The organism is Schaalia naturae (assembly GCF_042665795.1).
GTDB classification, from domain to species: Bacteria; Actinomycetota; Actinomycetes; order Actinomycetales; family Actinomycetaceae; genus Pauljensenia; species Pauljensenia naturae.
Genome location: NZ_JBHTEF010000001.1, coordinates 2,307,012 through 2,332,953, shown reverse-complemented (window position 1 = coordinate 2,332,953; position 25,942 = coordinate 2,307,012). Strand labels below are relative to the sequence as shown.

Below are 25,942 nucleotides of genomic sequence, written 5' to 3'. Positions count from 1 at the left end.
GCCAGAAGGCCGGGTCCGAGCCCTCTTCTCCGCTTCAGCGTCGCGGCCTCAGCCCTGACGGGCCTTCAGGCGCGGGTTCTTCTTGTTGATGACGTAGAGGTGCCCGCGGCGGCGGACCACCACGGATCCGGGCTGGCGGGCCAGGGAGCGGATCGACGCGCGGACCTTCATGAGCGCGCCTCCCCTGCGGGATCGGCGTCGGCACTCGCCTGGCGGGGACGCCCATAGCGCGCATAGAACTTCTCGACGCGCCCGGCGGTGTCGACCAGACGCGAACGCCCGGTCCAGAAGGGGTGGGAGGCCGAGGAGACCTCGACGTCGACGACGGGGTAGGTGTTGCCGTCCTCCCACTCGATGCTCGTGTCCGAGTGCTTCGTGGACCGGGTGAGGAACGAGAATCCCGCAGCGCGGTCGCGGAAGACGACGGGATGGTAATCGGGATGGATACCGGGTTTCATAGGTGCTCTCCTTGGAGGGTCGCGGTGATCAGGGGCCGGGTCAGGGGCGGCGCGGCGCGCGGGGCGGGCGGTCACACCGGCCCGATCACCATGAGGACTTGGTGACGCCGGGCAGGTCGCCTCGCAGGGCGAGCTGGCGGAATTGGACGCGGGAGAGCCCGAACTGGCGGAGGTACCCGCGGGGCCGCCCGTCGGAGGCTCCCCGGTTGCGCAGCCTGGTCGGCGAGGCGTCCCGGGGGAGCGCATGGAGATCCCGCATGGCGGCCTCCCTCTCCTCGGCCGGGAGGCGGGGGTTCACCGAGGCGCGCTTGAGGGCGGCGCGGCGCTCCGCGTACCGCTCGACGACCGACGCCCGCTGGGCGTTGCGCGCGATCTTGGACGTCTTGGCCATCAGCGCACCTCCACGAACTCGACGTGGCGGCGGGCCACGGGGTCGTACTTGCGCAGGCGCAGCCGGTCGGGCGTGTTGCGCCTGTTCTTGCGGGTGACGTAGCGGTATCCGGTGCCCGCCGTGGACTCCAGCGTGATCACCGGGCGCGAGGCGGTGGAACGTGCTGCCATCTCAGAATCTCTCCCCTCGAGCACGCATGTCCGCGATGACCGCGTCGATCCCGTGCTTGTCGATCGTGCGGATCCCGCGGGGGCTGACGGTGAGCGTCACCGTCCGGCCCAGGGAGGGGACCCAGTAGCGCTTCTTCTGCACATTGACGTCCCATCGCCGGCGCGTTCGCCGGTGCGAGTGGGAGACGTTGTTGCCGAAGGACGGGCTGGCGCCCGTCACCTGGCAGTGATTGCTCATCGCGTGACCTCGTGGTTGTGGGACGGCCGTGACATGCCCTATGGTACTGATAATCAATCTCATGTACACCGTCAATCCAGTTCGAGAGGTCACACTCGATGCTCGTCAGCGTCCTGTCCACCGTCGATCCGATGTTGCGCGACCTCGTCTGCCTGGGGGTGAGCGACGAGTCCGACGTGCTCGCCGTCGACCTCATGGAGGACGGCGTCGTCCTGCGCCGCTGGTAGGGCGCGGGCACGCCGTCGCGCGAGGAGGTCCCGCTGGCGCACCCCTGCCTGACGTGCTCGGTGCGCGAGGCCGTGGTCCCGGCGCTCGCGCTGATGCGGGCGGAGGGCTGCGAACGTGCGGTGCTCGCGCTCCCCGTCGCCCTGGAGCCGATCGCCGTGGTCCCCGCGCTGGTCGATCTCACCCAGCCGGACGGACCGCTAGCCGGATGCGCGGTCACCACCAGCGTGCACGCCGTCTCCGTCGACGTCGCGGCCGGGGACCTCCTCCGGCACACCCCCCTGGCGGAGCGAGGATTGGAACTCGCCGAGGACGACACGCGGTGCACGGGAGAGGTGCTCATGGTCTCCCTGGGCTACGCCGACGTGCTGCTCGCGCTGGGGGACGACCCCCTCGGCTCGGATCTGGTGGAGCACCTGCGCCCCCTCGACACGCTGCGCGTCGACCATCTGGACGAGCTCACAAGTGATGTGCTCTTCGGCTCGGCGGGCGGTCTCCGGCATGACCCAGAGGCGGCGGTGCGCCGGGTCCACCCCGCCTCGACGGCCGCCTGGGGCGGCCCCACCGCCCATGGCGTGTGGACCCTGGACCTGCGCTCCGACCGGCCCTTCCACCCGGGTCGGCTCGCGGAACGGGCGACGGAGCTCGCCGCGGACGGGACGCTGGCGCGCGGCTGCTTCTGGCTGCCCACCCGGCCCGACACCGTGTGCACCTGGGAGGTCAACGGCGACACGGCATCGGTGGGGACAGCCGGCCGGTGGGACGGCGAGCCCGCCACACACCTCATCGTCACGGGCACCGCCGACCCCGATGTGCGCGACCGCATCCGAACGGTGTTCGCCCGGATGCTCATGACGGAGGCTGAGATGGCGGGCGCTCTGGCCTGGGTGGGGGCCGACGACGGCCTCGACGAATGGTTCCCCGGAGAGGAGTGACCCCGCCGACGCGAGACGACCCGGTCCCAGGGCCCGGGGAGGGGACGCGGTCCCACAACAAGGAATCCCGACAAAACAGAAGAAGAACCATCCCGATTCGGTGCGCACGCACCTGGACAGGAACATGCCATGACCACATCCACGCGACCACGCGCCCAGGCGCTGCTGGGCGCCCTCGTCCTCGCCTCGGGTCTGCTCGCGGTGCAGCCCGCGGCGCTCGCAGCCGACCCGGCCTACACCGATCCGAGCGTCATCAAGTCGGATCCGATCACCCTGGAGACGGGGCATATCGACGCCTTCAACCCGGTGGCGACCGGTGACGGCCAGATCCAGCTGGCCCTCAAGGAGGACGTCACAGGATCCGGGGTGCTCCGCACGCCCGAGTCCGTGACGCTCAAGGTGAAGGAGAGCGCCCACACGGCGATCCCCGATGGGTACCCGGGGGCGCCTGGAGGCTACCTGCTCCCCCTCACTCAGAATCCGGACCTCATCTGGCCCGGGTGGGACACGATGCACGCGGGCGCCGCCGTGGGGGTCACCGACCTCAACGCCGGACGCGCCGACATCACGATCTCCGACGTGCAGGGCCCCGGCGACGTCTACATCTTCTCCCAGTCCGGCTTCGGCGCGCTGAAGTCCCTCCTGACGGACGGCGGCTACCAGCTGCCCGGGACGATCCACCAGGACGGACTGGCGCACGTCCACACGAACTGGGTCTTCACCGAGCCGGGCAGGTACTCGCTGACCGTCAGCTCCACGGTGTGGAACGCGGAGGAGCCGACGAGGACGGCAACGAGCCAGACGGCGACCTACACCTTCGAGGTCGGGACCTTTGCCAAGGTCGCGGTGACGGGGGCGCCGGAGGGGCACGCCCACTCGGGCTCGCCCATCGAGCTCACGGCGGCGGGTGAGAACCTGCCGGAGGGCGCGGCCTACCGGTGGGAGGTCAAGCGGGCGGACCAGTCCGATTTCGAGGCGGTCGAGGGTCAGAGCGGCTCGTCGTACACGCTGACGGCAGAACAGGCTTTGAACGCTGCGCAGGTGCGGGTGAGCGTGCTCTCGGGGGACGAGGCCGTCGCGACCTCGGAGCCCGTGACCCTCGAGGTCGACGACCACGGGGCGGCGCCGCTGCAGAAGGTGGATGTGTCTGGTCTGAAGGATCACTACCACCCTGGTGATGACGTGTCCCTCAGCGCGTCCGTCAGCCCCGCCTCCGTGGTCGACACCTGGGCGTGGTACGTGACGAACCCGGGCGAGTCCGAGGTTCAGGTCGAGGGCGCCGACTCGTCGTCCGTGACCCTGGAGGCCGGGACCGCCGTCAATGACGGAGCGACTGTTCGCGCCGCCCTGGTGAAGGACGATGGGACGGTCTATGTCGCCTCCGACCCGGTTACCGTCGCGGTGGAGGACCATGAGGAACCTGCGGCCACGGTGGCCATCCACGACGCGCCCGACGGTGCCGTCCAGGCGGGCGAGACGGTCACCCTGTCGGCGGCGGGTGAGAATCTGCCGGAGGGCGCGACCTACCGGTGGGAGGTCAAGCGGGCGGGCCAGTCCGATTTCGAGGCGGTCGAGGGCCAGAGCGGCGCCTCCTATGCGCTGATCGCCGGGCAAGGGCTTGACGGCGCGCAGGTGCGGGTGAGCGTGCTCTCGGGGGACGAGCTCGTGGCGACCTCGGAGCCTGTGACCCTCGAGGTGGAGGGCGCGGAACCCGACGAGCCCGAGGCTCCGGCCGAGTCCGAGCTCACCGACGCCACCCGCGGTGGCGTCACCGCGCCCGCCTCGGCCGAGCAGGGCAGCACAATCACACTTGATGTGGGTGCCGCGTACGCCGGCCAGGCGGTCACCGTGTGGCTGCACTCCGACCCCGTGCTGCTGGCCGAGAGCACAACCGTCAATGCCGCTGGCGCCGTCTCTGTCACGATCCCCGCGGACACCGAGGTGGCCGGGCACAAGATCTCAGTTCAGGACGCGGACGGCGGCGCGCTGATCGGGTGGGCGCCCCTCGAGGTGACGGCGGCGGACGAGGAGCCTTCGCCGGATCCGTCGGACGTGCCCACGACGGACCCATCCGGTGAGCCTTCGGACGCGCCCTCGCCGACCCCGTCCGGTGAGCCTTCGGACGCGCCCTCGCCGACCCCGTCCGGTTCGGCCACGAAGGACGGCGCGAAGCAGGATCAGAAGAAGGACGGACTGGCGGACACGGGCGCCGGCACGGAGGCGGCCCTCGCGGCTGCGGCGCTGCTGGCCCTGAGCGGAGCCGCGACGGCTCTGGCCGCCAGGTCCCGACGTCGCCGCGGCTGACAGCGGATCCGTACCACCGGAGAGCGGCGTCGTGACCGGGCATCCCCCAGTCTCGACGCCGCCACGGGCCGCCCGGACGCTCCCAGGGACTGTCCGGGGCCCTTCCCCTCGGGGGATCATCGCCGGGCCGACCGCCATCGGCCACATCATCATCGGACACCAGATCTGAGAGGCATCACGGACACTGTGCTCTTCCCATCGCAACGACGAGTCCGCAGGCGCCGGCCGGCGGTCCTGGCGGGCGTCGCCCTCGTGACCCTCCTGGCCGGATGTGCGGGCACCACTACCGGTGGGGCGGGCACCGTCGCCCTGTCGCCGGACTCGGACAGGCTCCAGGTCGTCACCACCACCGGAATCCTGGCCGACCTGGCCCGCAATGTGGGCGGAGACCGGGTGGACGTGGCGTCGATCGTCCCCGACGGGGCCGATCCCCACAGCTATGAGCCGACGCCCCACAACGTCCGCGACATCGTCTACGCGGACGTCGCCTTCTCGAACTACCTCATGCTCGAGGAGCAGGACATCGTCAAGACCCTCGACGCGAACGTCCGCGAGGGCGTGCCCAACATCTCGCTGGCGGAGGCCTCGGTGAAGTACGCCGCCGATGTCATCCCCTTGGTCGAGGACGTCTCCCTGGACACGATCTGGCTCGGCCTGCGCGTCGAGGGCAGCGGCCAGGGCATCGGGATGGACCGCTCCTCGGAGGTCCTCCTCTCGGCGACCGGGATGGAAGGGCCGGGCAGGCTCGTGGCCTACCTGACCGAGAGCCTGGGGCAGACTGACGTCTACTTCGACTCCGGGGACGGATTCGACGCCGCCAGCGGGTACCGCGACGACACGGTCTCCCTGCCGACCGCGGCGCACACGCATCTGAGCTGGGCTTTCACGGAACCGGGCGTCTACCGCCTGCACCTGCAGGCCCGCGCCAAGCCCTCCCAAGAGGAGCAGACGGTCGACCTCGGATCCGCCGTCGTCACCTTCGCCGTCGGCGTCGATCCGTCGACCGTGGCGGAGGAGGGGGACACGATCCTCGGCGAGGGGCATGCCGACATCTCGGTGGACGTGGACGCCGGCGGGTTCTCGGTCCTGGCGGACCACACGCACGACGGCGAGGCCGAGCAGGACCACACGCCGACGGAGTCCACGGTCATCGAGGTGCCCACGAAGGCCCTCCATGAGCTGCCGTCCGGCCTCCAGTACCGGTTCCTCGGCGAGAGCGGGTCGAAGGTCTACCAGCTCCCCCAGGCGGTCCTCGGCAAACACGTGCACGGCGAGATCGACCCGCACCTGTGGCAGAACGTCGCGAACGCGGAGGCCTACGTCAAGATCATGCGCGACCAGTTCATCGAGGCCGACCCCGCCGGCGCCGCCGAGTACACGGAGAACGCCGCGAACTATCTCGCGCAACTCGATGCGCTCGACACCGAGGTGCGCGAGACCATCGCCCAGATCCCGGCCGAGAGACGCCACCTGGTGACGACGCATGACGCCTTCGCATACCTGGGCAAGGCCTACGACCTCGACATCGCCGGGTTCGTCACGCCGAACCCCGCCACCGAGCCGAGCCTCGCGGAGCGCAAACGGCTCACGGAGACGATCCGCAACCTCGACGTGCGCGCCGTGTTCCTCGAGCCCGAGCTGCGTGCCCGCTCCTCGACCCTGGTGGAGATCGCCCGCGAGCAAGGGGTCCGGGTCTGCACGATCTACGGAGACTCCTTCGACCGCGACGTCCGGACGTACATCGACATGATGCGGTTCAACGCCCACTCCATCCATGACTGTTTGACAACCAATAAGGACACTGATCAATGAGCGCACTGACGTCCGTCCACCACCGGGTGAGCCGTCCCACGGCGATCGCGGGCCTGGCGGCGTGCCTGCTCGCGGCCGCCCTCGTCACGCCGGCGGCGCGGGCCGACGACGACCTCGCCCAGACCATCGACCCGAACCAGGCCCAAGGCGAGGGCCAGACGGTCCTCGACGAGGGGCACATCGACATCGGCCCGACCCTGGGCACGGGCGAGTTCATCCTGGAGGCGCACGACGACACTGGGGAGACCTCGGTGTGGCGGCGTCTGAGCGACGTGGTGGTCGAGGTGAATGACGAGGGCATGATGACGATGCCCGACGACGACACCTACTCCTTCATCGGGGCGGAGCCCGGATCGTCGATCTGGATGATCCCGCAGACCCAGCAGACCGGTGTGGCGTGGCTGGGGTGGAACACCCAGGAGCCCCAGCTCATGCAGACGGTCAGCGGCGGCGTGACCTTCTCGCTGCTCGGCATCGAGGGTCCGGGCGACGCGACGGTGTACCTGCAGTCCGGCAACTTCGGCGCTCCCGAGGTCATCTGGAGCTCGCAGAACGCCTTCCCGCAGGACTCGTGGATCGAGGTCAACACCCACACGCACGCGAACTGGGCGTTCACCGAGAAAGGACTGTACCTGATGCGGTTCCGGATCTCGGCGACGACGCTCGCCGGGGACGAGATCTCCACGGAGGACACGCTGAGGATCGCCGTGGGCTCCGATGCGGACACGGACGCCGCGTTCGCCGCCCAGTGGGAAGGCGAGCCGCAGACGGACGCGGCATCGGGCGCGCAGTCGGAACCCTCGAGCGGCGCCCCCGCCTCCGATCAGGGCGCCCCGCCCTCGGGTGCGGCGGCGGGCGACTCCGGGTCGTCGTCGGCCATGCCTGTCGTCCTCGCGGGCGCCGGCATCGTCGCGGCCGCGCTCCTCATCGCGGCGATCGCCTTCGTGGTGTCGGGGCGCCGGGCGCGTCAGCGTGTCTGGGAGGCCCGCCGTGCCGCGGACGAGCAGGCCGAGCAGAGGCACAGGGCCGGGACCTCGGGCGGAGGGGCCTCCGATGAGTGAGGCAGCTATCTGGCCGGCGGTCCTCCCCACCGGGGACGGCCTCGCGGTCGACCCGGCTCCCGGCATCCCCGAGGACAGCCCGGAGGAGAGGGGCACGGCCCTGATCGAGGTCCACGACCTCGCCGTCGCGTTGGGCGGCAGGCGGGTCCTCACCGGCATCCGCTTCCAGGTCCGCCCCGGCGAGTTCATCGGCATCATCGGACCCAATGGCGCGGGGAAGACGACGCTGATGCGCGCCATCCTCTCCCTGGTGCCCGCCGAGAGCGGATCGATCCTCGTCGACGGGCGCCGTGCCCGCAGGGGCAGCGGGAGCATCGGATACGTGCCCCAGCGCCACGAGTTCATGTGGGACTTCCCCATCTCCGTCGAGGACGCCGTGCTGACGGGGCGCGTGTCCCGGATCGGATGGCTGCGGCGCGCTCGCGTGGAGGACTACACGGCGGTGGCCGACGCGCTGTCACTGGTCGGCATGTCCGACCTGCGCCGGCGTCCCGTCGGCGAGCTCTCCGGGGGCCAGCGGCAACGGGTGCTCGTCGCTCGGGCGCTGGCCCTGCGCCCCCGGGTCCTCCTGCTCGACGAGCCCTTCACGGGCCTCGACATGCCGACCCAGGAACTGCTCACCGACCTGTTCACGACGTTGTCCGCCCAGGGGACGGCGATCGTCATGACGACGCACGACATCGTCGCCGCCGTGCACCAGTGCGCGCGCCTGATCCTCATCAACCGCCGGATCATCGCCGACGGCCCCCCCTCGGACGTGACCGAGGGGCGCCTGTGGAAGGAGACCTTCGACGTGACCGACTCCAACCCCCTCCTCATGGCGGTGGGGGCGATCCGATGAGCCCCCTCGACTTCATCCGCGACGTGCTCAACCCGGATCTGCAGTTCCTGCTCAAGGCGCTGTTGATCTCCGTGATGTCCTCGGCGGTGTGCGGCGTCATCGGCTGCTACGTCGTCCTGCGCGGCATGGCCTTCATCGGCGACGCCGTGACCCACGCGGTGTTCCCCGGGTTGGCGGTCGCCTTCGTCCTGCAGGGATCGCTCGTCCTCGGCGGCGTCGTGGCGGGCGTCGCGGTCTCGGTCCTAGTGGCGGTCTTCTCCCAGAACCGGCGCCTCAAGGAGGACTCCATCATCGGCGTCCTCATGGTGGCGGCCTTCGCCTTGGGCATCGTCATCATGTCCTTCTCCCCGGCCTACGCGGGATCGCTGCAAGGCTTCCTGTTCGGCTCGATCACCGGCATCCCGGACTCTGACCTCGTGGTCGCCGCCGTGACCGGCGCCGCGGTGCTCCTCGGCGCGCTGGCGTTCCATCGCCAATTCGTCGCGGTCAGCCTGGACCGGGAGATGGCCCGGGCCGCGGGGCTGCCCGTCTTCCTGCTCGACGTCGTGCTCTACGTGCTGGTCACCATCGCGGTCGTGATCTCCGTGCAGACCATCGGCAACATCCTGGTCCTCGCTCTGCTGGTCACGCCGGCGGCCACCGCTCGGCTCCTCACGGACCGACTCGGTCCCATGATGGCGATGGCGCCCCTCATCGGGGCCTTCTCCGCGCTCTCCGGGCTCTATGTCTCGTGGGCGCTCAATTTGCCGGTGGGCGGCACCATCGTGCTGGTCGCGACGATCCTGTTCCTCCTGGCATGGGTTCTCGCCCCGCGCCACGGAATGGTCGCCCGCCGCCTGCGCGCCCGGCGCTCGCCGTCCGACGCCGCCCCGTCCCCGAAGTCCTTGGAAGGAGAGGGGACCGGTCTGGCACGGGTCCCCGGCACAGTCTCATGAGCAGACGATCCTCAGAACGCCTAGCGTCCCGCCACGGCCCGCTCTCCCGTTGGCGCCGCTGCGCGCTGCTCGGCGCGGGCGCCGCGGCCGTCCTCGTCAACGGCCTGGTCCTGCCCACGGTCGCGGCCGGAGCCCAGGACCCCTCCTCGGATCGCTCCGTGAACACGGAGGTCCCCGCCGCCCAGGCGGTGGTCGTGGCCGATCTGGCGGATCCGCAGGCCTCCCGGGTGGTCCTGGAGGACGGAACCGAGAAAGGCCTCGACGAGGTCGTCCTCACCTCCGACACCACCGAACTGCGCCTTCAGATGAAGGCCTCTGCCGAGGGGGTGGGCGCACCCGGGTCCTCGGAGGACTCCGTCCTCGTCCCGCTGGCCGGGGCGGTCGAGGATCTCGCAGGCGACCAAGGGGAGGACGGCCTTCCCACCGTGTCCACCGCCACCGGTGAGGATGTCGAACCGGGCCTCGACGAGGCCGAGGGACGGGCCACGTGGAGCGTCCCGGGGGGAGACCCCCCCGAGGTGAGCGTGTGGACCTTCGCGGAGGCCGGCACCTATGTCCTCCAAGTCGCAGCGGCGGGCGACGCCGACGGGCCGGACGCCGCCGCCGAGTCGGGCGGTGGCGCCGCGAACGACCTGACCCTCCGGGTCGGCGCGAGTGGGAGAGCTGAGGACGCGGGACAGTCGGGCGAGCAGACCGGCGCGGGCGCGGCGGAGGATCCCGCATCCGAGACAGCCTCCGGGCCGGCGGGCCAGGAGAGCCGCGGCACGGCCTCGTCCCTGTCCGGTCTGGGCGCCGTCACGCCCTTCTCGGCCTCGGAGCGGCGGGTGCTCTCCAAGGTGCACACGGACGCCATCTCGGCCTACGTCGACGACGGCGCGCTCGTCGCAGCCACCAAGGCGGATGTCGACGGCGTCGAGGGCAAACGGCTCGACCCCGACCAGATCGTGTTCAACATCGAGCCGGCCTCGCTGACCACGCTGCCGGCGGGCACGCCCTCGTGGCTGGGCGCGCCGGGGCAGCAGGTCTACTGGGCGCCCCAGACGTGGGACGACAAGGAGATCATCTGGCCCGGGTTCTCCACCCAAGATCCGGCCCTCATCCAGGCGCTGGGCGATGGCGGCCAGGTGCGCTACACGCTGGCCGACGTCAAGGGGCCCGGCTCGGTCGAGGTGTTCCTCAACGGGAACTTCGGGGGCGCGCCGACCAGGTGGTTCTCCAGCACGGACGGGGACCACTCGTACCACGACATCCCCGCCAACACCCACGCGCACGCCAACTGGGTGTTCAGCGAGGCGGGGCGCTACGAGCTCACCTTCCAGATGACGGCGTCGATCAACGGGAAGGCCCAGACGACGCAGTCGACCTACGTCTTCTACGCCGGGGACGCGAAGGGCCTCAGGCAGGCGACCCAGACGTATCTCGCCGCCACCCCGGACGCCGACGGCGGGCACGTCACGCTCCAGGCCCTGGTGACATCCGAGGTCCCCAACAGCAACGGCCTGTCCTACACGACCACCGGCACGGTCACGGTCTACCGCGGGAGCAGGGACACGGCGGATCCCGCCACGCTCGAGGGCATGACCGCGGTGGCCAGCCTCCCGCTGAAGAATGGCGGCGCGACCTCGGACCCGCTGGAGGATCCCGACGGGGACAGCGTGTTCGTGGCCGTCTATCGGCCGACCTACTCGAACGAATTCGCGTCCTCGACATCGGATCCGGCCGATCGGACGATGCCGGACCTCTCGCGCGACGGGATGACGGTCGCCGCCGCGAAGGCGGGGACGGACATCAAGGCGGGATCCTCGGTGATCGGCACCCTGGACGCGGACGTCGACGCGCCCGACGGCAGCGGCTATGTCGCATGGCTGCGCGACACGACCGGTATCACCCGCCAATTGGGCTCCGTCGAGGTCGCGGACCGGGCGTTCTCGGTGACCCTTCCCGACGGGCTGGCGAGCAGCAAGTGGCACAAGCTCGCCCTCACCGATGCGGAGGGCACGCTGTTGGGGTGGAGCGAGTTCGCCGTCGTCGGGGACTCGGGGACGGTGCCCGACGTCCCGCCGGACGCGCCCGGCGGCGGCACCGACAATCCTGGAGGTGGCGGCGGCAACGGCGGCGGTGGCTCCGGCAACCAGAACGGGGGCGGCTCCGGCGGCCAGGGAGGCGGCGGGACCGGTGGCGGCGGTTCCGCCGGCCGCGTGTGCCAGCCCGGCGTGACCCTCGACCACGGCCACATGGACATCTGGAACGTCACCTACTCCGATGGCGGCATCGTCATGCAGATCAAGGAGGACGCCACCGGATCCCACGTGCTGCGCGATCCGAAGACGGTCCTCCTGCAGGTCAAGGAGTCGGCCGTCCAGTCTGTGCCCTCCGGGTACCCGGGCGGAGGCGGGCAGGCCTACGTGCTTCCGCTGACCCAGGACAACAACCTGATCTGGCCGGGGTGGGACACGAACGGGGTGAAAACGGGGCCGTTCACCGACGTGTCGATCCATATCACCTCGGTCTCCGGCCCCGGATCCGTCTTCCTCTACTCGGAGGACAGCATGGGCCATCTGAAGTCGCTGTTCACAGACGGCGGCTACCAGTTCCCGAACACGATCCGGGAGGAGACCCCCGCGCACACGCACGCTCAGTGGACCTTCACCCAGAAGGGCGTCTACGTCCTGAAGGCCTACGCGGAGGCGCGCAATCCGCAGACGGGGGTGACCATCAAGACGGCCACGGTGCCCTACGTCTTCCAAGTGGGCGATGTGTCGATCGGGGACGTCTTCTGCGACGTCGGCGATGACACGTCCACGGCGGCGACGGCCTCCGCCGATGATGTCGCCAAGGCGGAGGCGGCCGAGAAGGCCGAGGAGGAGGCCTCCGCCAAGGCCGCGGCCCAGGCGAAGGCCAAGGCGAAGGGGGCCCAGAGCGGGGACGGGCAGTCGGGGGCCCAGTCCGGAGCCGGGGCGTTCGGTCCCCTCGGGGACGGAGCGGGCTCACCGTGGGCCTATGCGGGGATCGGCGCCGGGTCCGTCGCGCTCGCGGGCGGCATCGCTCTGGGAGCGACCGTCCTCATCCGCCGGCGGAACATGCAATTGGCCGCTCTGGCGAATGCCTGAGCACGCCCGGGGCCGTCGCCGGTCGCCTCACACGATCGGTGGCCGGCCCCGGCGCGCCGTATCGCCGGCGTTCCTCGCGGCGGTCGCCCTCGTGCTGGCCGGCGCGGTCGTCCTCGTCGGGGGGATCCGCGCGGTGACGGGGCGGGGGGATGCCGGCGGAGCGACGGCGGCCTCCGGTGGGCCCTCGGGCGCCGCTCCCCGCTCGGCAGTCCTTCCCTCGGCCGCTCCGCGGTCCTCGGCGGACGGGCGACGCCAGGGCGCGGCGGATGCCGCAGATGAGGACTGGGTCGACGCGATGGCGGGAGCCACCGGCATCCCGGCCCGCGCCTTGGCGGCCTACGCGGGAGCCGCCCTCGTCCAGCAGGAGCGGACCCCCGACTGCCATCTCGGGTGGAACACCCTGGCGGCGATCGGCCAGGTCGAGTCCGGCCACGGCGGGGGCGATCTGAAGCCGGATGGGGACGTGCGGCCCCGGCTCGTGGGCGTCGCGCTCGACGGCGCGGGCGTCGCGGCGGTGCCCGACACCGACGACGGGCGCCTGGACGGCGACCGGACCTGGGACCGGGCGGTGGGCCCCCTGCAGTTCCTGCCCGCGACGTGGGACCTGTTCGGCCGCGATGGCAACGGCGACGGGGTGGCGGACATCGACAGCATCGACGACGCGGCGGTCAGCGCGGCCGCCTACCTGTGCTCCTCAGAGGCCGATCTGTCCGAGGAGTCCGACTGGGCGGCGGCGGTCTCCCGCTACAACGCGGGGACGCGCTACAACAACGAGGTGGCCGACGCGGCCGAGGCCTTCGCCTCGGTCAGGATCCCGTGAGGGCCGGCCTTCTGGCAGGTGCGGAGAGGACGAGATCATGTTAGTCTCGCCTTAAGTTCGGATATCCGAAACTTAAAGTTTGATCACCAATAAATCAGTGGGCACGAGAGATCGACAGGAGAGGACCATGACCATCCCCAGAGGGCTCCGGGCCCTTCTCGCACTCGCCGCCGCGGGCTCCCTCGGCTTGAGCGCCTGCTCTGCGGGACCTGGAGGATCGCAGAGCGGAAACGCCTCGGCGGGCTCCCAGGACGCGCCCCTCGTGCTCACGACCTTCACCGTCCTGCAGGACATGGCCGCCAACGTCGCGGGCGACCACCTGCGCGTCGAGTCGATCACGAAGCCCGGCGCCGAGATCCACGACTACGAGCCGACGCCCTCGGACATCACGAAGGTCGAGGGCGCCGACCTCATCCTCAACAACGGCCTCGGCCTGGAACGCTGGTTCGAGAAGTTCGTCGCCGACTCCGACGCGCCGCGCGTCGACCTCAGCGAGGGCATCGCCCCGATCGACATCTCCGAGGGCGACTACTCCGGCAAGCCGAACCCCCACGCCTGGATGTCCCCGGCCAACGGGCAGATCTACGTCGACAACATCGCGAGGGCCTTCACCTCGATCGACCCGGACCATGCCGCCGACTACCAGGCCAACGCCACCGCGTACAAGCAGAAGATCCAGTCCGTCGCCGACTCCCTCGAGGCGCGCTTGGAGGCCCTCCCCGACAACGAGCGCACCCTGGTCAGCTGCGAGGGCGCCTTCTCCTACCTCACCCGCGACGTCGGTCTCAATGAGGTCTACCTGTGGCCCGTCAACTCCGAGACCGAGGGCACCCCTCAGCAGATCGCCTCCGTCGTCGACAAGGTCGCAGCCGATCGCGTCCCCGCCGTCTTCTGCGAGTCGACCGTCAACACGAAGGCCATGCAGCAGGTCGCCGACGAGACCGGAGCGGCCTTCCGCACCGACGCCGACCATCTGCTCTACGTCGACTCGCTGTCCGAGGCCGACGGCCCCGTGCCGAGCTACCTCGACCTGCTCCAGCACGACGCCGACGCGATCGCCTCCGGCCTGACCGGGCAGGGCGCGCAGTGACACCGCTCGTCCGCACGCTCAGGGCCGCAGCGCCCCCCTCACCGGACACGGCGGCGGCCGGGGCCGCGCCGGTCTGCCCGCCCCCGGAGCCGCCGGGGATCGAGGCCCGCGACCTCGCCGTCTCCTACCGGGAGGTCGTCGCCCTCGAGGACGTGACGCTGCGCGTGGAGCCCGGCGACCTGTGCGGCCTCGTCGGGATGAACGGGGCCGGCAAGTCCACCCTGTTCAAAGCGCTGATGGGCGTGGTCGCCCCGAGTCGCGGCGAGATCCGCTTCCTCGGCGTGCCCGCCGAGCGGGCCCGCTCGCGCGCACTCGTCGGCTACGTCCCCCAGCGCGACGAGGTCGACGCGGCCTTCCCTCTCAGCGTCGCCGACGTCGTGATGACGGGACGCTACGGCTACCAGAATCTTCTGCGCACGCCGCGCCCGGCCGACCGCGAGGCCGTGGCCGCCGCCCTCGACCGCGTCGGGCTGGCCGACCTCGCCCATCGCCAGATCGGCGCCCTGTCGGGCGGCCAGCGCAAGCGGGTCTTCGTCGCCCGCGCCCTGGCCCAGGAGGCGCGCGTCCTCCTGCTCGACGAGCCTTTTGCGGGGGTGGACCGCGACTCGGAGGCGACGATCATCGCGGTCCTCCACGACCTGTCCGACCAGGGCGTCACGATGCTGATCGCCGAGCACGACCTCAACACCCTGCCCCGGATCTGCTCCGAGGCGATCCTCCTCAACCGCACCGTGCTGCTCCACGCCGACGTCCAGACCGTGCTGCGCCCGGAGAACCTGGCGCTGGCCTTCGGGATCGATACGGCCCGCGCCGAGGAGGTCGTCCGATGAACGACCTCCTCGCGGTTCTGGAGTCCGTCCTGGTGGAGCCCTGGGGTTACACCTTCATGCAGCGGGCGCTCGTCGTCGGCCTGGTCACCGCGCTGGTGTGCGGGGTCATCAGCTGCTGGCTGGTGCTGATCGGGTGGTCCCTGATGGGCGACGCGATCTCCCACTCGGTCCTGCCCGGCGTCGTCATCGCCTACATGCTGGGCCTCCCCTTCGCCGTGGGGGCGCTCGCCTTCGCCCTGATCGCCGTCGCGATGATCGGATCGATCCGCCGCTCCGGCGAGGTCAAACCGGACGCCGCGATCGGCATCGTCTTCACGACGCTCTTCGCGCTGGGGACCGTCCTCGTCTCGGTGACGCCGAGCCAGACGGACCTCAATCACATCCTCTTCGGGAACCTCCTGGGCGTCATCAGATCCGACATGGTCCAGGTCATGGCACTCGGCGCGATCGTCCTCGTCTTCATCCTGGTCAAGCGGCGCGACCTCACTCTGTTCGCCTTCGACCCGATGCAGGCACGGGCCATCGGGCTGTCCCCGCGGTTCCTCAGCGCGTCGCTGCTGGTGTCGTTGGCGATCACGGTCGTCGTGTCCTTCCAGGCAGTCGGGTTGATCCTCGTGGTGGCGATGCTGATCACCCCGGGCGCGACCGCGCGGCTGCTGACCGGGAGCATCTGGCGGATGCTGTGGATCTCGCCATTGGTCGCCGTCGTCGCCGTGCTGACCGGCATCCTGTCGAGCTACGCGCTCGACGCCTCATCGGGCGGGATGATCGGCGTCTCCCTGGGCGTCCTGTTCGGGATCACGTACCTGGCGGGGCCGCGCGGGGTGATCACCGAGGCCGTCCGCCGGCGCAGGCGGGGCGGTGCCCGCGCGAGGGCCGTGGCGGCCTGACCGTCACGGCAGCAGGGCGTGCGCTCCGACATGTTCGCCGTGCAGCACGGCCTCGTGGGCCCGGGCGGCCTCCTCCAGCGGCCAGACGCCCGCCAGCACCGGGCGGACCAGCCCGCGCCGGACCAGCGGCCAGACGTGGGTCTCCAGGGCGTCGCACACGGCGGCCTTCACCTGCTCAGGCTGTGAGCGCAGCGTCTCGGCGTGGACGGACAGGTTGCGGCTGAGCATCCGCTCCAGGTCGATCTCCGACCGGGTGCCGCCCAGCAGTCCGATGACGGCCAACGTCCCGTGGTTGGCCAGGGACTTGACGTCATCGGCGAACGACCCCGCGCCCGACACGGACAGGATGATGTCGGCGCCGTGCCGGCCGGTCTGCGCCCTGACGAAGGCCGGCAGGTCGTCGGCTCGGTCCAGGGCGGCCTCGGCCCCGAGTTTCACACAGACCAGTGCCCGTTCAGGGGAGCCGGCGGTGGCCAGGACCCGGCAGCCGAGCGCGCGCGCGATCTGAATGGCCGTGCTCCCGACGTTCCCGGTCCCGCCGTGGACGAGGACGACGCGCCCCTCGTTGTCCGCGGGGGCGGGAGAGAGCCCCCCGATGCGCACCAGGTTGAGCCAGGTCGTCGCCGAGGCCTCGACCAGGATGGCGGCGGCCGCGAAGGCGGCGGTGCCGCGGGTGAGGCGCGTCTGGAGGGCGTCCTCGTCGGAGGCGGCGGAGAACCCCGGGTGGTAGCGCGGGTCCTGGGCGGGATCCAGGTCCGTGAGAGGCAGGGGCATGACCTCTCCGTCGTCTGCCAGGCACAGGTCCGCGCACGCGCCGCCGGCCACCAGCGCGCACACGGCGTCGCCCTCGTGCCAGCGGGAGACCCCGGGGCCGACAGAGGCGATCATGCCCGCGCAGGCGAGCCCCAGGGTGAGCGGGGAGCCGGCCGGCGGGACGTAGCGCCCCCGAGACTGCGCAACGTCCGCGCGGTTGACGCCAGCGGCGACCACGCGGATCAGGACCTGGCCGGGACCGGGTTCGGGCACGGCGGCGTCGACGAGGGCGAGGTGCGGGCCGATGCGCCGCACCGCGGGATCCTCCGGACAGGTCTCGCTGAGGGTTGACAGGGTGCGCATATCCTCATTGTCTCGCCTCAGGTACCCGAGCGGAATGGGGTCGGCTAGGATCGGACAGTCTGGAGGGCTGACCGAGCGGCCGAAGGTGACGGTCTTGAAAACCGTTGTGCCAGCAATGGCACCAAGGGTTCGAATCCCTTGCCCTCCGCGGCTGTCGGCGGGCGGGGGCGCGGGAGACGCGCTCGGTCCGCCGAGCATGCCGGCCCGCGGTCCGATTTTCGCCAGTGGGCGGGATTCGGTACGCTGGACGCGCACTGGAGACGTCGCATAGCCAGGTCGAGTGCGCCTCCCTGCTAAGGAGGTAGGGGTTCACGCCCCTCGAGGGTTCAAATCCCTCCGTCTCCGCGGATGGTGACCCCGGAACCGCATGGTTCCGGGGTTTTCCGTTAGAATGGAGCCGATCGAGCGTGTCCCGGATATGGACTTGAGTAGTCACGGATGACCTCTCAGTGACTCTAGACTAGCCACATTTCGGGGTGTGTGTCTAGTAGGCGCGACGGAGACTGAGAGGAGATCTCATGGCGAAGATCGGAGGGGCCCGGCTCCCGCAGGGCATCTCGATGCAGCGCGGCCGCTACCGGGTGCGCCTGTACGTGGACGGGATCCAGCACTCCCTCGGCATGTTCGAGACGCTCACCGACGCGAAGGCCGCACTGGCCATCGCCCGGTCGGAGAAGGTGCGCGGAACGTTCGTGCCCCCCGCGCAGCGACGCAGGGACGCCGAGGAGGCCAAGCGCTTGCGGGCCCAGACGGCGCTGACCGTGGCCAGCTGGTCCGACACGTGGTTGAAGCGCCTTGAGGACGACGGCAAGTCCCCCGGCACTGTCCGCGCCCACCGGTCCCTGCTGGACCGGCACATCCTCCCGGCCATCGGGGACATGCCGCTGGCCGAGGTGACCGAGGACGACATCGACGCCCTGGTGGAGGCCATCCGCGCGCTGCCGTCCGCCAGGAACAGGCACGCGACCACGAACGGAGTATGGGCGAACGCTGCGCGCACCCTGCGGGCCCTGTTCAACGCGGCCGTGGCAGCGCACGCGGGCGGACTGGAGGCGACCCCGGTCCACGTCCGGGTCCCGAAGTCGGTGCGCGTGCGCAAGGTGGAGGAGGGGACCGACATCGCGTCCCCGGCCGACGTGCGCGCGTTCACCGAGGGGATGCCCGACCGTATGGCCATCGCGGTGCCGCTGGCCGCGTGGTGCGCCCTGAGGCTCGGTGAGGTCCTCGGGTTGCAGCGCGGCGACCTGGAGCACCTGGACGCGCCGGAACGCGCCGTGCTTCACGTGCGCCGACAGTGGAACACGAAGGCGGCGCCGCCGGAGTACACGGACCCGAAGGCCGGCAGCGTGCGCACGGTCGCGATCCCCGCGTCCCTGGTGCCAGCCATCCGCGCCCACCTGGAGCGCTTCACCGGCCCCGGCGCGAAGGCCCCGCTGATCCCCGGCCAGGATCCGGCCAAGCCGCTGTCCCAGACCGCGTTCGACTCCGCGTGGAGGAAGGCACGGGCAGGCGTTCGCCCAGGGTTCCGGTTCCATGCGTTGCGGCACACCGGGTTGACCCTGTTCGCCCAGCAGGGTGCCACGCTGACGGAGCTGATGTCGCGTGGCGGGCACAAGTCGGCCGACGTGGCGCTGCGCTACCAACATGCAGCCGCCGAACGCGACCGCGCGCTGACCGACCGGCTCAACGAGATGATCGGGGAGTAGCCGCGACACACCGTGCGGGGCCCGGAGTGCACACGGGAGGACACTGTTGTTATTCTGGGGGTGTCCCCGCACGACAGGGGGACACGCCGGTGGCCATGAGGTCCCCGGCTCGGCATGAGAATGCCGAGGTGCTAGTTCCCAGGACTACACACCGGGCCAGGTGAGTACAACTCACCGAAGGGCGAAAGCCAGTGCCCGGATAGGCGCCGAGCAATTCGGTTCCGAAGTGAGGTAGGGGCAAGAACTAACGGCCATGTCCGCAACGGAAGCCGAGCACTGAGAGTCCACAAGAGGTGGATTCTCAGAAGCTCGGCATTCGTGTATTCGGACGGAGTTGGCCGTGAACACGAACACTACAATTGCACGCGACTTCCTCAGCGTTGACGAGGCCGCCGCCATCTTTGGCGTCTCATCGAAAACAGTTCGCCGCATGATCTCCCGAGGGGAACTCAGGGCGAAGAAGTTCGGGACGCTGATTCGCATCAGTCGCACCGACCTTGACCGGGCAGGCCGCCCGGTGACATCCCTCGCCACTGTGGGTGGTGAGTGACCTTGGCATCGGAGACCGAGTACCGGGCGCGCGCCGCATCATTCGCCGCCCACTACCAGCTGGCACTGTCCCCGGGGGACCTGCGGAGGATGGCCCGCGACATGCGCACCCTCGGCACGGATCGGGCGCTGCGCGCCGCGTTCTACGCCGCCGGGCACAGGGACCTACGCCGCGGCCAGGATCCCACCTGGACATCCGCCTACGCCGCGCACCCGGAATGGGGGCAGGCAGCATGACGATATGGACAAACGAAACCCGCCCGGCTGGCGACCGGACGGGAATCGGAGAAGTTCAAGTGAGCGACCCGAACGGTTCCCATCATACCGCCGAGGCCGCCCTACTGTCCGCTGCGGCCCTGCTGGCCGTGTGCGTCGCCCTCCTCGCCATTGTCGCGGTGGGGGTGATCTCGTGAGCGCGCTTTATCAGGCTAGCCGCGTAAAGAGACACCGGAGCACGAAGGCACAGTTGGCCGCCCTGGACGACACGATCGTGGAGGTCTTGTCCGAGGAGAATCCAACCTCAGTGCGCAGCGTCTACTACCGGTGCGTCTCGCGCGGGGCCGTGGCGAAGACCGAGCTGGAGTACCAGAAGATCAGTCGCCGTCTGGTGGCGCTGCGGGCCAAGGGTCGCGTGCCCTACCGGTGGATCGTTGACGGCACCCGCCTGACGCGCGGGCCCGTGGTCTACGACAGTGCGGAGGCCGCGCTGCGGGAGACGGCCGAGTTCTACCGGCGCCGGTTGTGGAACGACCAGCCGGTGGAGGTCATCGTCTTGTCGGAGAAGGACGCGATCAGCGGCACGGTCTACCCGGTGACATCGCGCTATCAGGTGGAGCTGTCCGTCACGCGCGGATACACCTCGGTGACGTTCGTCCACGACATGGCCGAGACGCTCACGGACAACACGATGCGCGGCAAGGAGACGTTCGTCTACCAGCTGGGGGACCACGACCCGTCCGGCGTGGATGCGTGGAGGAGCTTTCAGGACCAGCTTCACCAGTTCGCGCCGAACGCCAGGTTCGAGTGTGCGCGGCTGGCCGTGACTCCCGAGCAGATCCTCGACCTTGGGTTGCCGACCCGCCCGACGAAGCGGACGGACTCCCGGTCGAAGGGCTTCACGGGGGACTCGGTGGAGGTGGACGCTATCCCGCCCACCGAGTTGCGCAGGATCGTGGAGGCCGCGATCACGCAGCACATCGACCCCGACCAGCTGGAGTTCACGAAGTCCGTGGAGCACACGGAACGGGATCTCCTGGAGAGTCTGGCAAGGGGTGGTCTCAGGTGAGCGAGACGACCCTGTTCGACCGTCTGGCCGCAATGGTCACGCCGGAGGCACTGAACCTCGCAACGCACCTCATGAACGAGTGCTACGACCTCGGCAGGTCCTCGATCCGTGAAGATCTCCGTCTCGGTGATTACGAGAGCGGCTACTCGGACGGGCTGTCCGCCGGTTTCAACGACGGATACGCCGTCGGCTACAAGGCGTGCCTGAACCGCATGGCAGAGGCCCAGCGCCACGGACTGAGGCCGCTGTCCGTCGCCGAGCACAACCGGGCTTTCGAGGACGAGCGGGGGCGGGCCGCATGAACGTCAAGGACATCATCAACGCCCACCGGTGCAGCCCTCAGTGCTTGTGCGCGGCGACCCCGCGGGCCCGGTGCACCTGCGCGTGCCAGGGCACGTTCCACGGCGCCCTGGTCGACGCCGACGTGGCGGAGGAGGTGAGCGACAGTGAGTGACGGTGTGACGGATGTGTCGGCAATAGGGGGTCAGGGGTGGAAGGTCCTCGCTGACGTTGAGACGCACCTGAAGCGCTACGTGGTCTATCCGGGCCCGGACGAGCTGGTCGCTCACGTTCTGTGGATCGGGCACACCTGGTTGCTGGACTCGTGGGACTCCACGCCCAGAATCGCGTTCCTGAGTCCTGAGCCGGGGTCCGGTAAGTCGCGGGCCCTGGAGGTCACGGCGCCGCTGGTCCCCAACCCGGTGCACGCGGTCAACGCGACGCCGGCCTACCTGTTCCGGAAGGTCGCGGATCAGGATGCGCGCCCGACCGTCCTGTTCGATGAGATCGACACGATCTTCGGACCTCGGGCCAAGGACAACGAGGAGCTGCGGGGGTTGCTGAACGCCGGGCACCGTCGCGGCGCGGTCGCGGGCCGGTGCGTGGTGCGTGGCAAGGAGGTCTTCACCGAGGAGCTCCCGGCGTATGCGGCCGTGGCCCTCGCGGGTCTCGACGACTTGCCGGAGACGTTGATGACTCGGTCGGTGGTTGTGCGGATGCGCAGGCGGAAGCAGTCGGAGCGCCGCCCGATGCCGTGGCGCGCCAGGGATGCGGACAGTGAGCCGGTGGTTGCCCTGCGTGAGCGCATGGAGCGCTGGACTCAGTCCGTGGCCCCACTGGCCGGGCGGGGGTGGCCGACCATGCCTGACGGTGTGGAGGACCGCGACGCGGACGTGTGGGAGGCCCTGCTGGCGGTGGCGGACCTCGCGGGCGGGGTGTGGCCCCAGCGGGCTCGCGATGCCGCCGTGCGCATGGTCGGCAAGTCCCACCAGACGGCGCCGAGTCTGGGAGTGCTCCTCCTACGCGACACGCGCCAGGCGTTCGAGGACGCCGGAGTGGACAAGATGCCCACGGAGGACCTGCTGGAGCGCCTCAACGCGATGGAGGAGTCCCCGTGGGGTGACCTGCGGGGGAATCCGCTCAACGCGCGTGGCCTCGCGTGGCGACTGTCGAAGTACAGCATCAGGCCCTCGACGGTGCGCGACGGATCTCGGACGTTCAAGGGGTACGTGGCCGGGTGGTTCGCGGACTCTTGGGAGCGGTATCTCGCGCCCCCGTCCCCCGATAGTGCCGTCACATCCGTCACAACGTCACAAGATGGCACTGACCTGCGGAAACCGTGTGACGGACCGGAGGACCCGCCAGCGGCTATCCGTCACAACCCCGACCTATCCGTCACAACGGACGAGGAGCCAACACCCCCTGACCTGCGATGTGACGGTGTTACGGATGTTACGGCAGCAGAAGGTCACGGGGGGAGCAGGACCTCCCGACCGTGTGCCAGGCCGACGGATGCACGCAGCCGCTATGGGCACCGGGATCCCGCGCCAGCGGGTATTGCGAGAAGCACAAGGATCTCAGGAGGGCATCATGACCACGACCACGACAACTGTTCTCGGCAGCGCGACGTTCCAGTTGCGACTGACGAGCATCGACGTGACCGCGACGCGCACGCGGCGCGGCGTGTACTACACCGTCGCGTCACCGGGCGGATGGCGGCAGACGTGCACGCCCGAACAGGTCCGCAAGGTGTTCCCCGAGACCAAGGCGTGGGCCGATCGACTCGAGCTGCTGGCCGGTGAGGAGGAGAAATGAACACCGTCCTGTTCGACACCGACCGGCAGGAAGTCACCGAGGTTGCCGTCTGGGAGGACGCCGACGGCATCCCCGCCGCCATGCAGGCCACCACGCACCACGCTGAAGTGACCCTCGCCGAGGACGGGACGCCCGTCGCGTTCTGGACCCGAGAGGACCTCACATGAACCGCAACACAGCCCCGATCATCATGGTCGCGCCCACCAGATCCGACAACGTTCGCGTCGTGTCCGTGCGATGCCCGTTCTGCGCGCGCATCCACCGGCACGCATGGGGGCCCGGACGGGGCGCCCTCCCCGGCAGGCGACACGCCCACTGTGGCGGGCCCACACACCGCTCCTACTGGATCGACAAACCGAAAGGAACCACCCATGAGTGACCAGACCACAACCCCCGACACCACCGACGCCGACACGCAGGCCCCAGAGGCCCCAGAGGACACGCCAGAGGGCCCGCAGGCCGACCAGGCCGACCAGGAGCCCCCCGAGGACCAGACCCACGACGACACGCCGCCAGACGCCGAGGACGACACGCACGCCGCCCGCGACGCCGCCAAGTACCGGAAAGCCCTGCGCGCGGCCGAGGCCCAGCGCGACAAGCTCCAGACCGTGGTGGACGCGCTACGCAAGTCCATCGCCGAAGACACCCTCACAGGCGTCCTCGACAAGCCGTCCGCCCTGTGGCTCACCGGCAAGACCCCCGGCGACTACTACGGAGAGGACGGCACGCTCAACACGGACCAGCTCCTCACCGACGCCCGCCAGGCCATCACTGACAGTGGGCTCGCACGCGCCAGCCGGTTCAAAGGCAGCGCAGACGGAGGCGCCCGAGGCACCGCCCCATCGCGGCGCGAACCAACCTGGAACGACCTCATCAGAGACGGCCGCAAGCGGTAGACTGTAACCGTACCTGCGGGAGGCGCCAGGAGCGGACCCGCCGGGTGCACGCAGCCCCAGGGGGGCCGCCCGGTAGGCCAGGGGCCGCCGGGTAGACGAAGGGACCAGCACAAGCCGGTTCCTGGATCTATCCGGCGGCCCCAACCGTTTCGGCCGCCGGGGAACGGAACACACTCCAATGGCAGACACATCCACCACCACAACCGGTGTCGGCGGGTTCCTCCCCGAGGACTACGCGCAACTGGTCATGCGACCCGTCTTCGCGGAAGGCATCGCTTACCAGGCGTCGACCATCCTTCGCACGGACTCCCACGAAGTGCACTTCCCCATCATCGACACCGACCCGGCAGCCGGATGGACCCCCGAAGGCACCGAGATCTCCGTCGCGGACCCGACCTACGCGGAAGTCGTCGCCACGCCCGCCAAGGTCGCGGCGATCCACACGATCACCAACGAAATGGTGTTCGACTCCAACCCTGCGGCGCTCGGAGTTGCCGGCGCGTCCCTGAAGCGCAGCCTCATCAACAGCATTGACGGCGCGTTCTTCGCGGCCACCACGCCCACCAACGCGCCCGACGGGCTCGGAGCCCTCGAAGGCGTGCAGGAGATCTCCGGTGAACTCACCAGTCTCGACCCGTTCGCCGAGGCCATCACCCAGGTGGAAGGGGCCGGAGGCATCGTCACCAGCTTCGTCCTGTCCCGCGCCGACCTCCTCACCCTGCTGAAGCTCAAGGACCAGGCCGACTCGAACCGGATCCTCCTCGGCATCGACGCGAACCAGCCGACGCGGCGCACAGCACTCGGAGTGCCCGTGCTCGCAACGCCCGCGCTCGCAACAGGAACCGCTTACGCGATCAGCCGAGCCGACACGTTCGTCGTCACCCGAAACGACGCGACCGTGGAAGCCGACAGGTCCGTGAAGTTCACGTCCGACCAGACGGTCCTGCGGGCCATCGCCAGGGTCGCGTTCGCGTTCCCCGCGCCCGCACGAATCGCACGGATCACGTTCACAACCGAACCTGAAGCGTGACCAACGTCGGGCCGCGCTGACCAGCAGCAACGCGACGCGCGGCCCGACCACCAAACCGCCTCTGACCAGGGGGATGCCCCCTGACGGGGTCCCGCGTTGGGACCGCCGGTGGGGTGGCAGAGGGGCGCGCCGACCGAACAACCTGAACCGACCGCCTGTTTTCGCAGGTCAGAGACTGTTAGGAGCGTGAGAACGTGCCTCAGATGAGGAACGCGACGAAGAAGAACAGCCGCGCGCACCGTGATTCGGCCCGTTTCGAGGCGATTCTGCTGCCCCCGGGCGGGTGTGAGTTGCCCGTGCCGCCGGTGCCAGCTCAGTGTGAGGAGCTGTGGAACCGGGCGCAGAAGGCCAGGTGGCGGGAGTTGTGGAGGTCCCCGCAGGCGTCACAGTGGGATGAGTCTGTGCGCGGCACGGTGGCGGCCCTGGTGACGTATGAGGACGCGATTCTGACGCGGGGTGCGTCCGCGTGGCAGGCGCAGGAGGCCCGGTATGCGTCGGAGGCTTTGGGGTTGACTCCCCGGGCGATGGCTGCCCTCGGTTGGGTGATCGATGATGAGGGGGTGGTTGGCGGTGACGAGTAGGCGTAGGGCTCGGGCGTCTGCGGCCAGGTCGGCGCGGGCGGTGCGTGTGGATGCGGCGCCGTTGGTTCGTCGTGGCGGTGTGGCCAGGTTGTGTTGGATGTGCGGGACGGATGTCGCGGGAGTGTTCGGCAGGTGGGGTCATCAGGTGCAGTTGTGTGATGGGTGTCGGGCGGAGTTTGTCAGCAAGCGTGCCGTGTGAAACGTCCTGTGACGTGCGTGTTCGTGAGCATGGTTGCTCGGTGAGTCTGACGTTCGAACAGATACGCGGTAGACGTAGCGGGGACGTGTGTGTGGGATGTGTGCGCGGCATGGTTCGCGGGTGACATCCTCGCGTGTCGGTTCCCGGCGCCGGGAAGAAGGGTACCCGCTCAGCGAGTATCCCTTGCCCGCCCTCGCGCGCGGGGACGCTCGACCATTGTGTTGGTGCCAGCAAGAAGGTGTGCCAGGACGCCGTTACCCTCTGTCGGGCGGAGGGTACGCGCTGAACGCGGACCCCTTGGATGCCCGGAGCCAGGTTCCTCCCATCGTCCGTGCTGTGGTTGGGTTGCGTGGTCGGCTGTCCGTGAGCTCATCGT

The 25,942-nt window shown here is 69.9% G+C and carries 29 protein-coding genes, 2 tRNA genes and 1 pseudogene; 26 read left to right on the top strand and 6 right to left on the bottom strand.

Annotation, left to right across the window (positions count from 1 at the left end):
* Positions 1 to 48: 48 nt before the first annotated feature.
* From ykgO to rpmB, 5 genes are all read right to left on the bottom strand, one after another.
* Positions 49 to 171: a type B 50S ribosomal protein L36 gene (gene ykgO, locus ACFQWG_RS10360; protein ID WP_291496870.1), complete on the bottom strand. Its 123-nt coding sequence runs from the start codon at positions 169 to 171 to the stop codon at positions 49 to 51.
* Positions 168 to 458: a type B 50S ribosomal protein L31 gene (locus ACFQWG_RS10355; RefSeq protein WP_380975035.1), complete on the bottom strand. Its 291-nt coding sequence runs from the start codon at positions 456 to 458 to the stop codon at positions 168 to 170. The genes ykgO and ACFQWG_RS10355 overlap by 4 nt, the downstream gene beginning before the upstream one ends.
* An 85-nt stretch (positions 459 to 543) precedes the next feature.
* A complete protein-coding gene (gene rpsN, locus ACFQWG_RS10350) occupies positions 544 to 849 on the bottom strand; it encodes a 30S ribosomal protein S14 (RefSeq protein ID WP_380975033.1) in 306 nt (101 codons plus the stop codon).
* Positions 849 to 1,019 (bottom strand): 50S ribosomal protein L33, encoded by a 171-nt coding sequence (rpmG, locus tag ACFQWG_RS10345; RefSeq protein WP_291496864.1) that lies wholly within the window; start codon positions 1,017 to 1,019, stop codon positions 849 to 851. The genes rpsN and rpmG overlap by 1 nt, the downstream gene beginning before the upstream one ends.
* A 1-nt stretch (position 1,020) precedes the next feature.
* Positions 1,021 to 1,257: a 50S ribosomal protein L28 gene (rpmB, locus tag ACFQWG_RS10340; RefSeq protein WP_291496862.1), complete on the bottom strand. Its 237-nt coding sequence runs from the start codon at positions 1,255 to 1,257 to the stop codon at positions 1,021 to 1,023.
* A gap of 98 nt (positions 1,258 to 1,355) precedes the next feature.
* Here rpmB and ACFQWG_RS10335 point away from each other — a divergent pair, with 98 nt between their 5' ends.
* From ACFQWG_RS10335 to ACFQWG_RS10280, 12 genes are all read left to right on the top strand, one after another.
* Complete coding sequence (locus tag ACFQWG_RS10335; RefSeq protein WP_380975031.1) at positions 1,356 to 1,484, top strand: hypothetical protein; 129 nt, start codon at positions 1,356 to 1,358, stop codon at positions 1,482 to 1,484.
* 60 nt (positions 1,485 to 1,544) lie between these two features.
* On the top strand, positions 1,545 to 2,417 hold the full coding sequence (locus tag ACFQWG_RS10330; protein ID WP_380975030.1) for a GTP-binding protein: 873 nt from the start codon (positions 1,545 to 1,547) through the stop codon (positions 2,415 to 2,417).
* 129 nt (positions 2,418 to 2,546) lie between these two features.
* On the top strand, positions 2,547 to 4,721 hold the full coding sequence (locus tag ACFQWG_RS10325; RefSeq protein ID WP_380975028.1) for a choice-of-anchor M domain-containing protein: 2,175 nt from the start codon (positions 2,547 to 2,549) through the stop codon (positions 4,719 to 4,721).
* Positions 4,722 to 4,907: 186 nt separating this feature from the next.
* Entirely contained in the window at positions 4,908 to 6,533 is a 1,626-nt protein-coding gene (locus tag ACFQWG_RS10320; protein WP_380975026.1) for an anchored repeat ABC transporter, substrate-binding protein, read from the top strand.
* Positions 6,530 to 7,594: a choice-of-anchor M domain-containing protein gene (locus tag ACFQWG_RS10315; RefSeq protein WP_380975024.1), complete on the top strand. Its 1,065-nt coding sequence runs from the start codon at positions 6,530 to 6,532 to the stop codon at positions 7,592 to 7,594. Before ACFQWG_RS10320 ends, ACFQWG_RS10315 begins: the two co-directional genes overlap by 4 nt.
* Positions 7,587 to 8,435: an anchored repeat-type ABC transporter ATP-binding subunit gene (locus tag ACFQWG_RS10310; protein ID WP_380975022.1), complete on the top strand. Its 849-nt coding sequence runs from the start codon at positions 7,587 to 7,589 to the stop codon at positions 8,433 to 8,435. Before ACFQWG_RS10315 ends, ACFQWG_RS10310 begins: the two co-directional genes overlap by 8 nt.
* Positions 8,432 to 9,370 (top strand): anchored repeat-type ABC transporter permease subunit, encoded by a 939-nt coding sequence (locus tag ACFQWG_RS10305; protein ID WP_380975020.1) that lies wholly within the window; start codon positions 8,432 to 8,434, stop codon positions 9,368 to 9,370. Before ACFQWG_RS10310 ends, ACFQWG_RS10305 begins: the two co-directional genes overlap by 4 nt.
* Positions 9,367 to 12,480 carry a choice-of-anchor M domain-containing protein gene (locus ACFQWG_RS10300; protein ID WP_380975018.1) on the top strand — a complete coding sequence of 1,038 codons (3,114 nt, stop codon included), beginning with the start codon at positions 9,367 to 9,369 and terminating at the stop codon, positions 12,478 to 12,480. The genes ACFQWG_RS10305 and ACFQWG_RS10300 overlap by 4 nt, the downstream gene beginning before the upstream one ends.
* The gene (locus ACFQWG_RS10295) at positions 12,473 to 13,300 is read left to right on the top strand and encodes a lytic transglycosylase domain-containing protein (protein ID WP_380975016.1); all 828 of its coding nucleotides are present in this window, start codon (positions 12,473 to 12,475) and stop codon (positions 13,298 to 13,300) included. Before ACFQWG_RS10300 ends, ACFQWG_RS10295 begins: the two co-directional genes overlap by 8 nt.
* 127 nt (positions 13,301 to 13,427) lie before the next feature.
* Positions 13,428 to 14,390 (top strand): metal ABC transporter substrate-binding protein, encoded by a 963-nt coding sequence (locus tag ACFQWG_RS10290; protein WP_380975014.1) that lies wholly within the window; start codon positions 13,428 to 13,430, stop codon positions 14,388 to 14,390.
* Complete coding sequence (locus ACFQWG_RS10285; RefSeq protein WP_380975012.1) at positions 14,387 to 15,220, top strand: metal ABC transporter ATP-binding protein; 834 nt, start codon at positions 14,387 to 14,389, stop codon at positions 15,218 to 15,220. The genes ACFQWG_RS10290 and ACFQWG_RS10285 overlap by 4 nt, the downstream gene beginning before the upstream one ends.
* On the top strand, positions 15,217 to 16,110 hold the full coding sequence (locus tag ACFQWG_RS10280; RefSeq protein ID WP_380975010.1) for a metal ABC transporter permease: 894 nt from the start codon (positions 15,217 to 15,219) through the stop codon (positions 16,108 to 16,110). Before ACFQWG_RS10285 ends, ACFQWG_RS10280 begins: the two co-directional genes overlap by 4 nt.
* Before the next feature lie 3 nt (positions 16,111 to 16,113).
* Here the strand turns inward: ACFQWG_RS10280 and ACFQWG_RS10275 are convergent, their stop codons facing one another.
* Positions 16,114 to 17,226 carry a zinc-binding dehydrogenase gene (locus ACFQWG_RS10275; protein ID WP_380975008.1) on the bottom strand — a complete coding sequence of 371 codons (1,113 nt, stop codon included), beginning with the start codon at positions 17,224 to 17,226 and terminating at the stop codon, positions 16,114 to 16,116.
* A gap of 61 nt (positions 17,227 to 17,287) precedes the next feature.
* On the opposite strand from ACFQWG_RS10275, the gene ACFQWG_RS10270 reads away from it, so the two are divergent.
* From ACFQWG_RS10270 to ACFQWG_RS10205, 14 genes and pseudogenes are all read left to right on the top strand, one after another.
* Positions 17,288 to 17,374, top strand: a tRNA-Ser gene (locus ACFQWG_RS10270).
* Positions 17,375 to 17,482: 108 nt separating this feature from the next.
* Positions 17,483 to 17,571 (top strand) — tRNA-Ser (locus ACFQWG_RS10265).
* A gap of 173 nt (positions 17,572 to 17,744) precedes the next feature.
* Positions 17,745 to 18,932: a tyrosine-type recombinase/integrase gene (locus ACFQWG_RS10260; protein WP_380975006.1), complete on the top strand. Its 1,188-nt coding sequence runs from the start codon at positions 17,745 to 17,747 to the stop codon at positions 18,930 to 18,932.
* Between the two features lie 340 nt (positions 18,933 to 19,272).
* Positions 19,273 to 19,482 carry a helix-turn-helix domain-containing protein gene (locus ACFQWG_RS10255; RefSeq protein ID WP_380975004.1) on the top strand — a complete coding sequence of 70 codons (210 nt, stop codon included), beginning with the start codon at positions 19,273 to 19,275 and terminating at the stop codon, positions 19,480 to 19,482.
* 2 nt (positions 19,483 to 19,484) lie between these two features.
* Positions 19,485 to 19,718: a hypothetical protein gene (locus tag ACFQWG_RS10250; protein ID WP_380975002.1), complete on the top strand. Its 234-nt coding sequence runs from the start codon at positions 19,485 to 19,487 to the stop codon at positions 19,716 to 19,718.
* Between the two features lie 229 nt (positions 19,719 to 19,947).
* Positions 19,948 to 20,766, top strand: a complete 819-nt coding sequence (locus tag ACFQWG_RS10245) for a hypothetical protein (protein WP_380975000.1) — start codon at positions 19,948 to 19,950, stop codon at positions 20,764 to 20,766.
* Entirely contained in the window at positions 20,763 to 21,068 is a 306-nt protein-coding gene (locus ACFQWG_RS10240) for a hypothetical protein (RefSeq protein ID WP_380974999.1), read from the top strand. The genes ACFQWG_RS10245 and ACFQWG_RS10240 overlap by 4 nt, the downstream gene beginning before the upstream one ends.
* Positions 21,065 to 21,220 (top strand): hypothetical protein, encoded by a 156-nt coding sequence (locus ACFQWG_RS10235; RefSeq protein WP_380974997.1) that lies wholly within the window; start codon positions 21,065 to 21,067, stop codon positions 21,218 to 21,220. The genes ACFQWG_RS10240 and ACFQWG_RS10235 overlap by 4 nt, the downstream gene beginning before the upstream one ends.
* Before the next feature lie 517 nt (positions 21,221 to 21,737).
* A pseudogene (locus tag ACFQWG_RS10230) lies at positions 21,738 to 22,298 on the top strand (DUF3631 domain-containing protein); the annotation flags it as partial.
* Positions 22,299 to 22,635: 337 nt separating this feature from the next.
* The gene (locus ACFQWG_RS10225) at positions 22,636 to 22,860 is read left to right on the top strand and encodes a hypothetical protein (RefSeq protein WP_380976370.1); all 225 of its coding nucleotides are present in this window, start codon (positions 22,636 to 22,638) and stop codon (positions 22,858 to 22,860) included.
* Positions 22,857 to 23,027 (top strand): hypothetical protein, encoded by a 171-nt coding sequence (locus ACFQWG_RS10220; RefSeq protein ID WP_380974995.1) that lies wholly within the window; start codon positions 22,857 to 22,859, stop codon positions 23,025 to 23,027. The genes ACFQWG_RS10225 and ACFQWG_RS10220 overlap by 4 nt, the downstream gene beginning before the upstream one ends.
* A gap of 204 nt (positions 23,028 to 23,231) precedes the next feature.
* Complete coding sequence (locus ACFQWG_RS10215; protein WP_380974993.1) at positions 23,232 to 23,756, top strand: hypothetical protein; 525 nt, start codon at positions 23,232 to 23,234, stop codon at positions 23,754 to 23,756.
* 178 nt (positions 23,757 to 23,934) lie between these two features.
* Positions 23,935 to 24,786, top strand: a complete 852-nt coding sequence (locus ACFQWG_RS10210) for a phage major capsid protein (protein ID WP_380974991.1) — start codon at positions 23,935 to 23,937, stop codon at positions 24,784 to 24,786.
* Between the two features lie 194 nt (positions 24,787 to 24,980).
* A complete protein-coding gene (locus tag ACFQWG_RS10205) occupies positions 24,981 to 25,367 on the top strand; it encodes a hypothetical protein (protein ID WP_380974989.1) in 387 nt (128 codons plus the stop codon).
* The last annotated feature ends 575 nt before the right edge of the window (positions 25,368 to 25,942 follow it).

Excerpts from the sequence above, each read along its gene's own strand:
- ykgO (WP_291496870.1), bottom strand. The coding sequence starts at position 171 with ATGAAGGTCCGCGCGTCGATCCGCTCCCTGGCCCGCCAGCCCGGATCC.
- ACFQWG_RS10355 (WP_380975035.1), bottom strand. The coding sequence starts at position 458 with ATGAAACCCGGTATCCATCCCGATTACCATCCCGTCGTCTTCCGCGAC.
- rpsN (WP_380975033.1), bottom strand. The coding sequence starts at position 849 with ATGGCCAAGACGTCCAAGATCGCGCGCAACGCCCAGCGGGCGTCGGTC.
- rpmG (WP_291496864.1), bottom strand. The coding sequence starts at position 1,019 with ATGGCAGCACGTTCCACCGCCTCGCGCCCGGTGATCACGCTGGAGTCC.
- rpmB (WP_291496862.1), bottom strand. The coding sequence starts at position 1,257 with ATGAGCAATCACTGCCAGGTGACGGGCGCCAGCCCGTCCTTCGGCAAC.
- ACFQWG_RS10335 (WP_380975031.1), top strand. The coding sequence starts at position 1,356 with ATGCTCGTCAGCGTCCTGTCCACCGTCGATCCGATGTTGCGCGACCTC.
- ACFQWG_RS10325 (WP_380975028.1), top strand. The coding sequence starts at position 2,547 with ATGACCACATCCACGCGACCACGCGCCCAGGCGCTGCTGGGCGCCCTC.
- ACFQWG_RS10315 (WP_380975024.1), top strand. The coding sequence starts at position 6,530 with ATGAGCGCACTGACGTCCGTCCACCACCGGGTGAGCCGTCCCACGGCG.
- ACFQWG_RS10310 (WP_380975022.1), top strand. The coding sequence starts at position 7,587 with ATGAGTGAGGCAGCTATCTGGCCGGCGGTCCTCCCCACCGGGGACGGC.
- ACFQWG_RS10305 (WP_380975020.1), top strand. The coding sequence starts at position 8,432 with ATGAGCCCCCTCGACTTCATCCGCGACGTGCTCAACCCGGATCTGCAG.
- ACFQWG_RS10300 (WP_380975018.1), top strand. The coding sequence starts at position 9,367 with ATGAGCAGACGATCCTCAGAACGCCTAGCGTCCCGCCACGGCCCGCTC.
- ACFQWG_RS10295 (WP_380975016.1), top strand. The coding sequence starts at position 12,473 with ATGCCTGAGCACGCCCGGGGCCGTCGCCGGTCGCCTCACACGATCGGT.
- ACFQWG_RS10290 (WP_380975014.1), top strand. The coding sequence starts at position 13,428 with ATGACCATCCCCAGAGGGCTCCGGGCCCTTCTCGCACTCGCCGCCGCG.
- ACFQWG_RS10280 (WP_380975010.1), top strand. The coding sequence starts at position 15,217 with ATGAACGACCTCCTCGCGGTTCTGGAGTCCGTCCTGGTGGAGCCCTGG.
- ACFQWG_RS10275 (WP_380975008.1), bottom strand. The coding sequence starts at position 17,226 with ATGCGCACCCTGTCAACCCTCAGCGAGACCTGTCCGGAGGATCCCGCG.
- ACFQWG_RS10260 (WP_380975006.1), top strand. The coding sequence starts at position 17,745 with ATGGCGAAGATCGGAGGGGCCCGGCTCCCGCAGGGCATCTCGATGCAG.
- ACFQWG_RS10235 (WP_380974997.1), top strand. The coding sequence starts at position 21,065 with ATGAACGTCAAGGACATCATCAACGCCCACCGGTGCAGCCCTCAGTGC.
- ACFQWG_RS10225 (WP_380976370.1), top strand. The coding sequence starts at position 22,636 with ATGACCACGACCACGACAACTGTTCTCGGCAGCGCGACGTTCCAGTTG.
- ACFQWG_RS10220 (WP_380974995.1), top strand. The coding sequence starts at position 22,857 with ATGAACACCGTCCTGTTCGACACCGACCGGCAGGAAGTCACCGAGGTT.
- ACFQWG_RS10215 (WP_380974993.1), top strand. The coding sequence starts at position 23,232 with ATGAGTGACCAGACCACAACCCCCGACACCACCGACGCCGACACGCAG.
- ACFQWG_RS10210 (WP_380974991.1), top strand. The coding sequence starts at position 23,935 with ATGGCAGACACATCCACCACCACAACCGGTGTCGGCGGGTTCCTCCCC.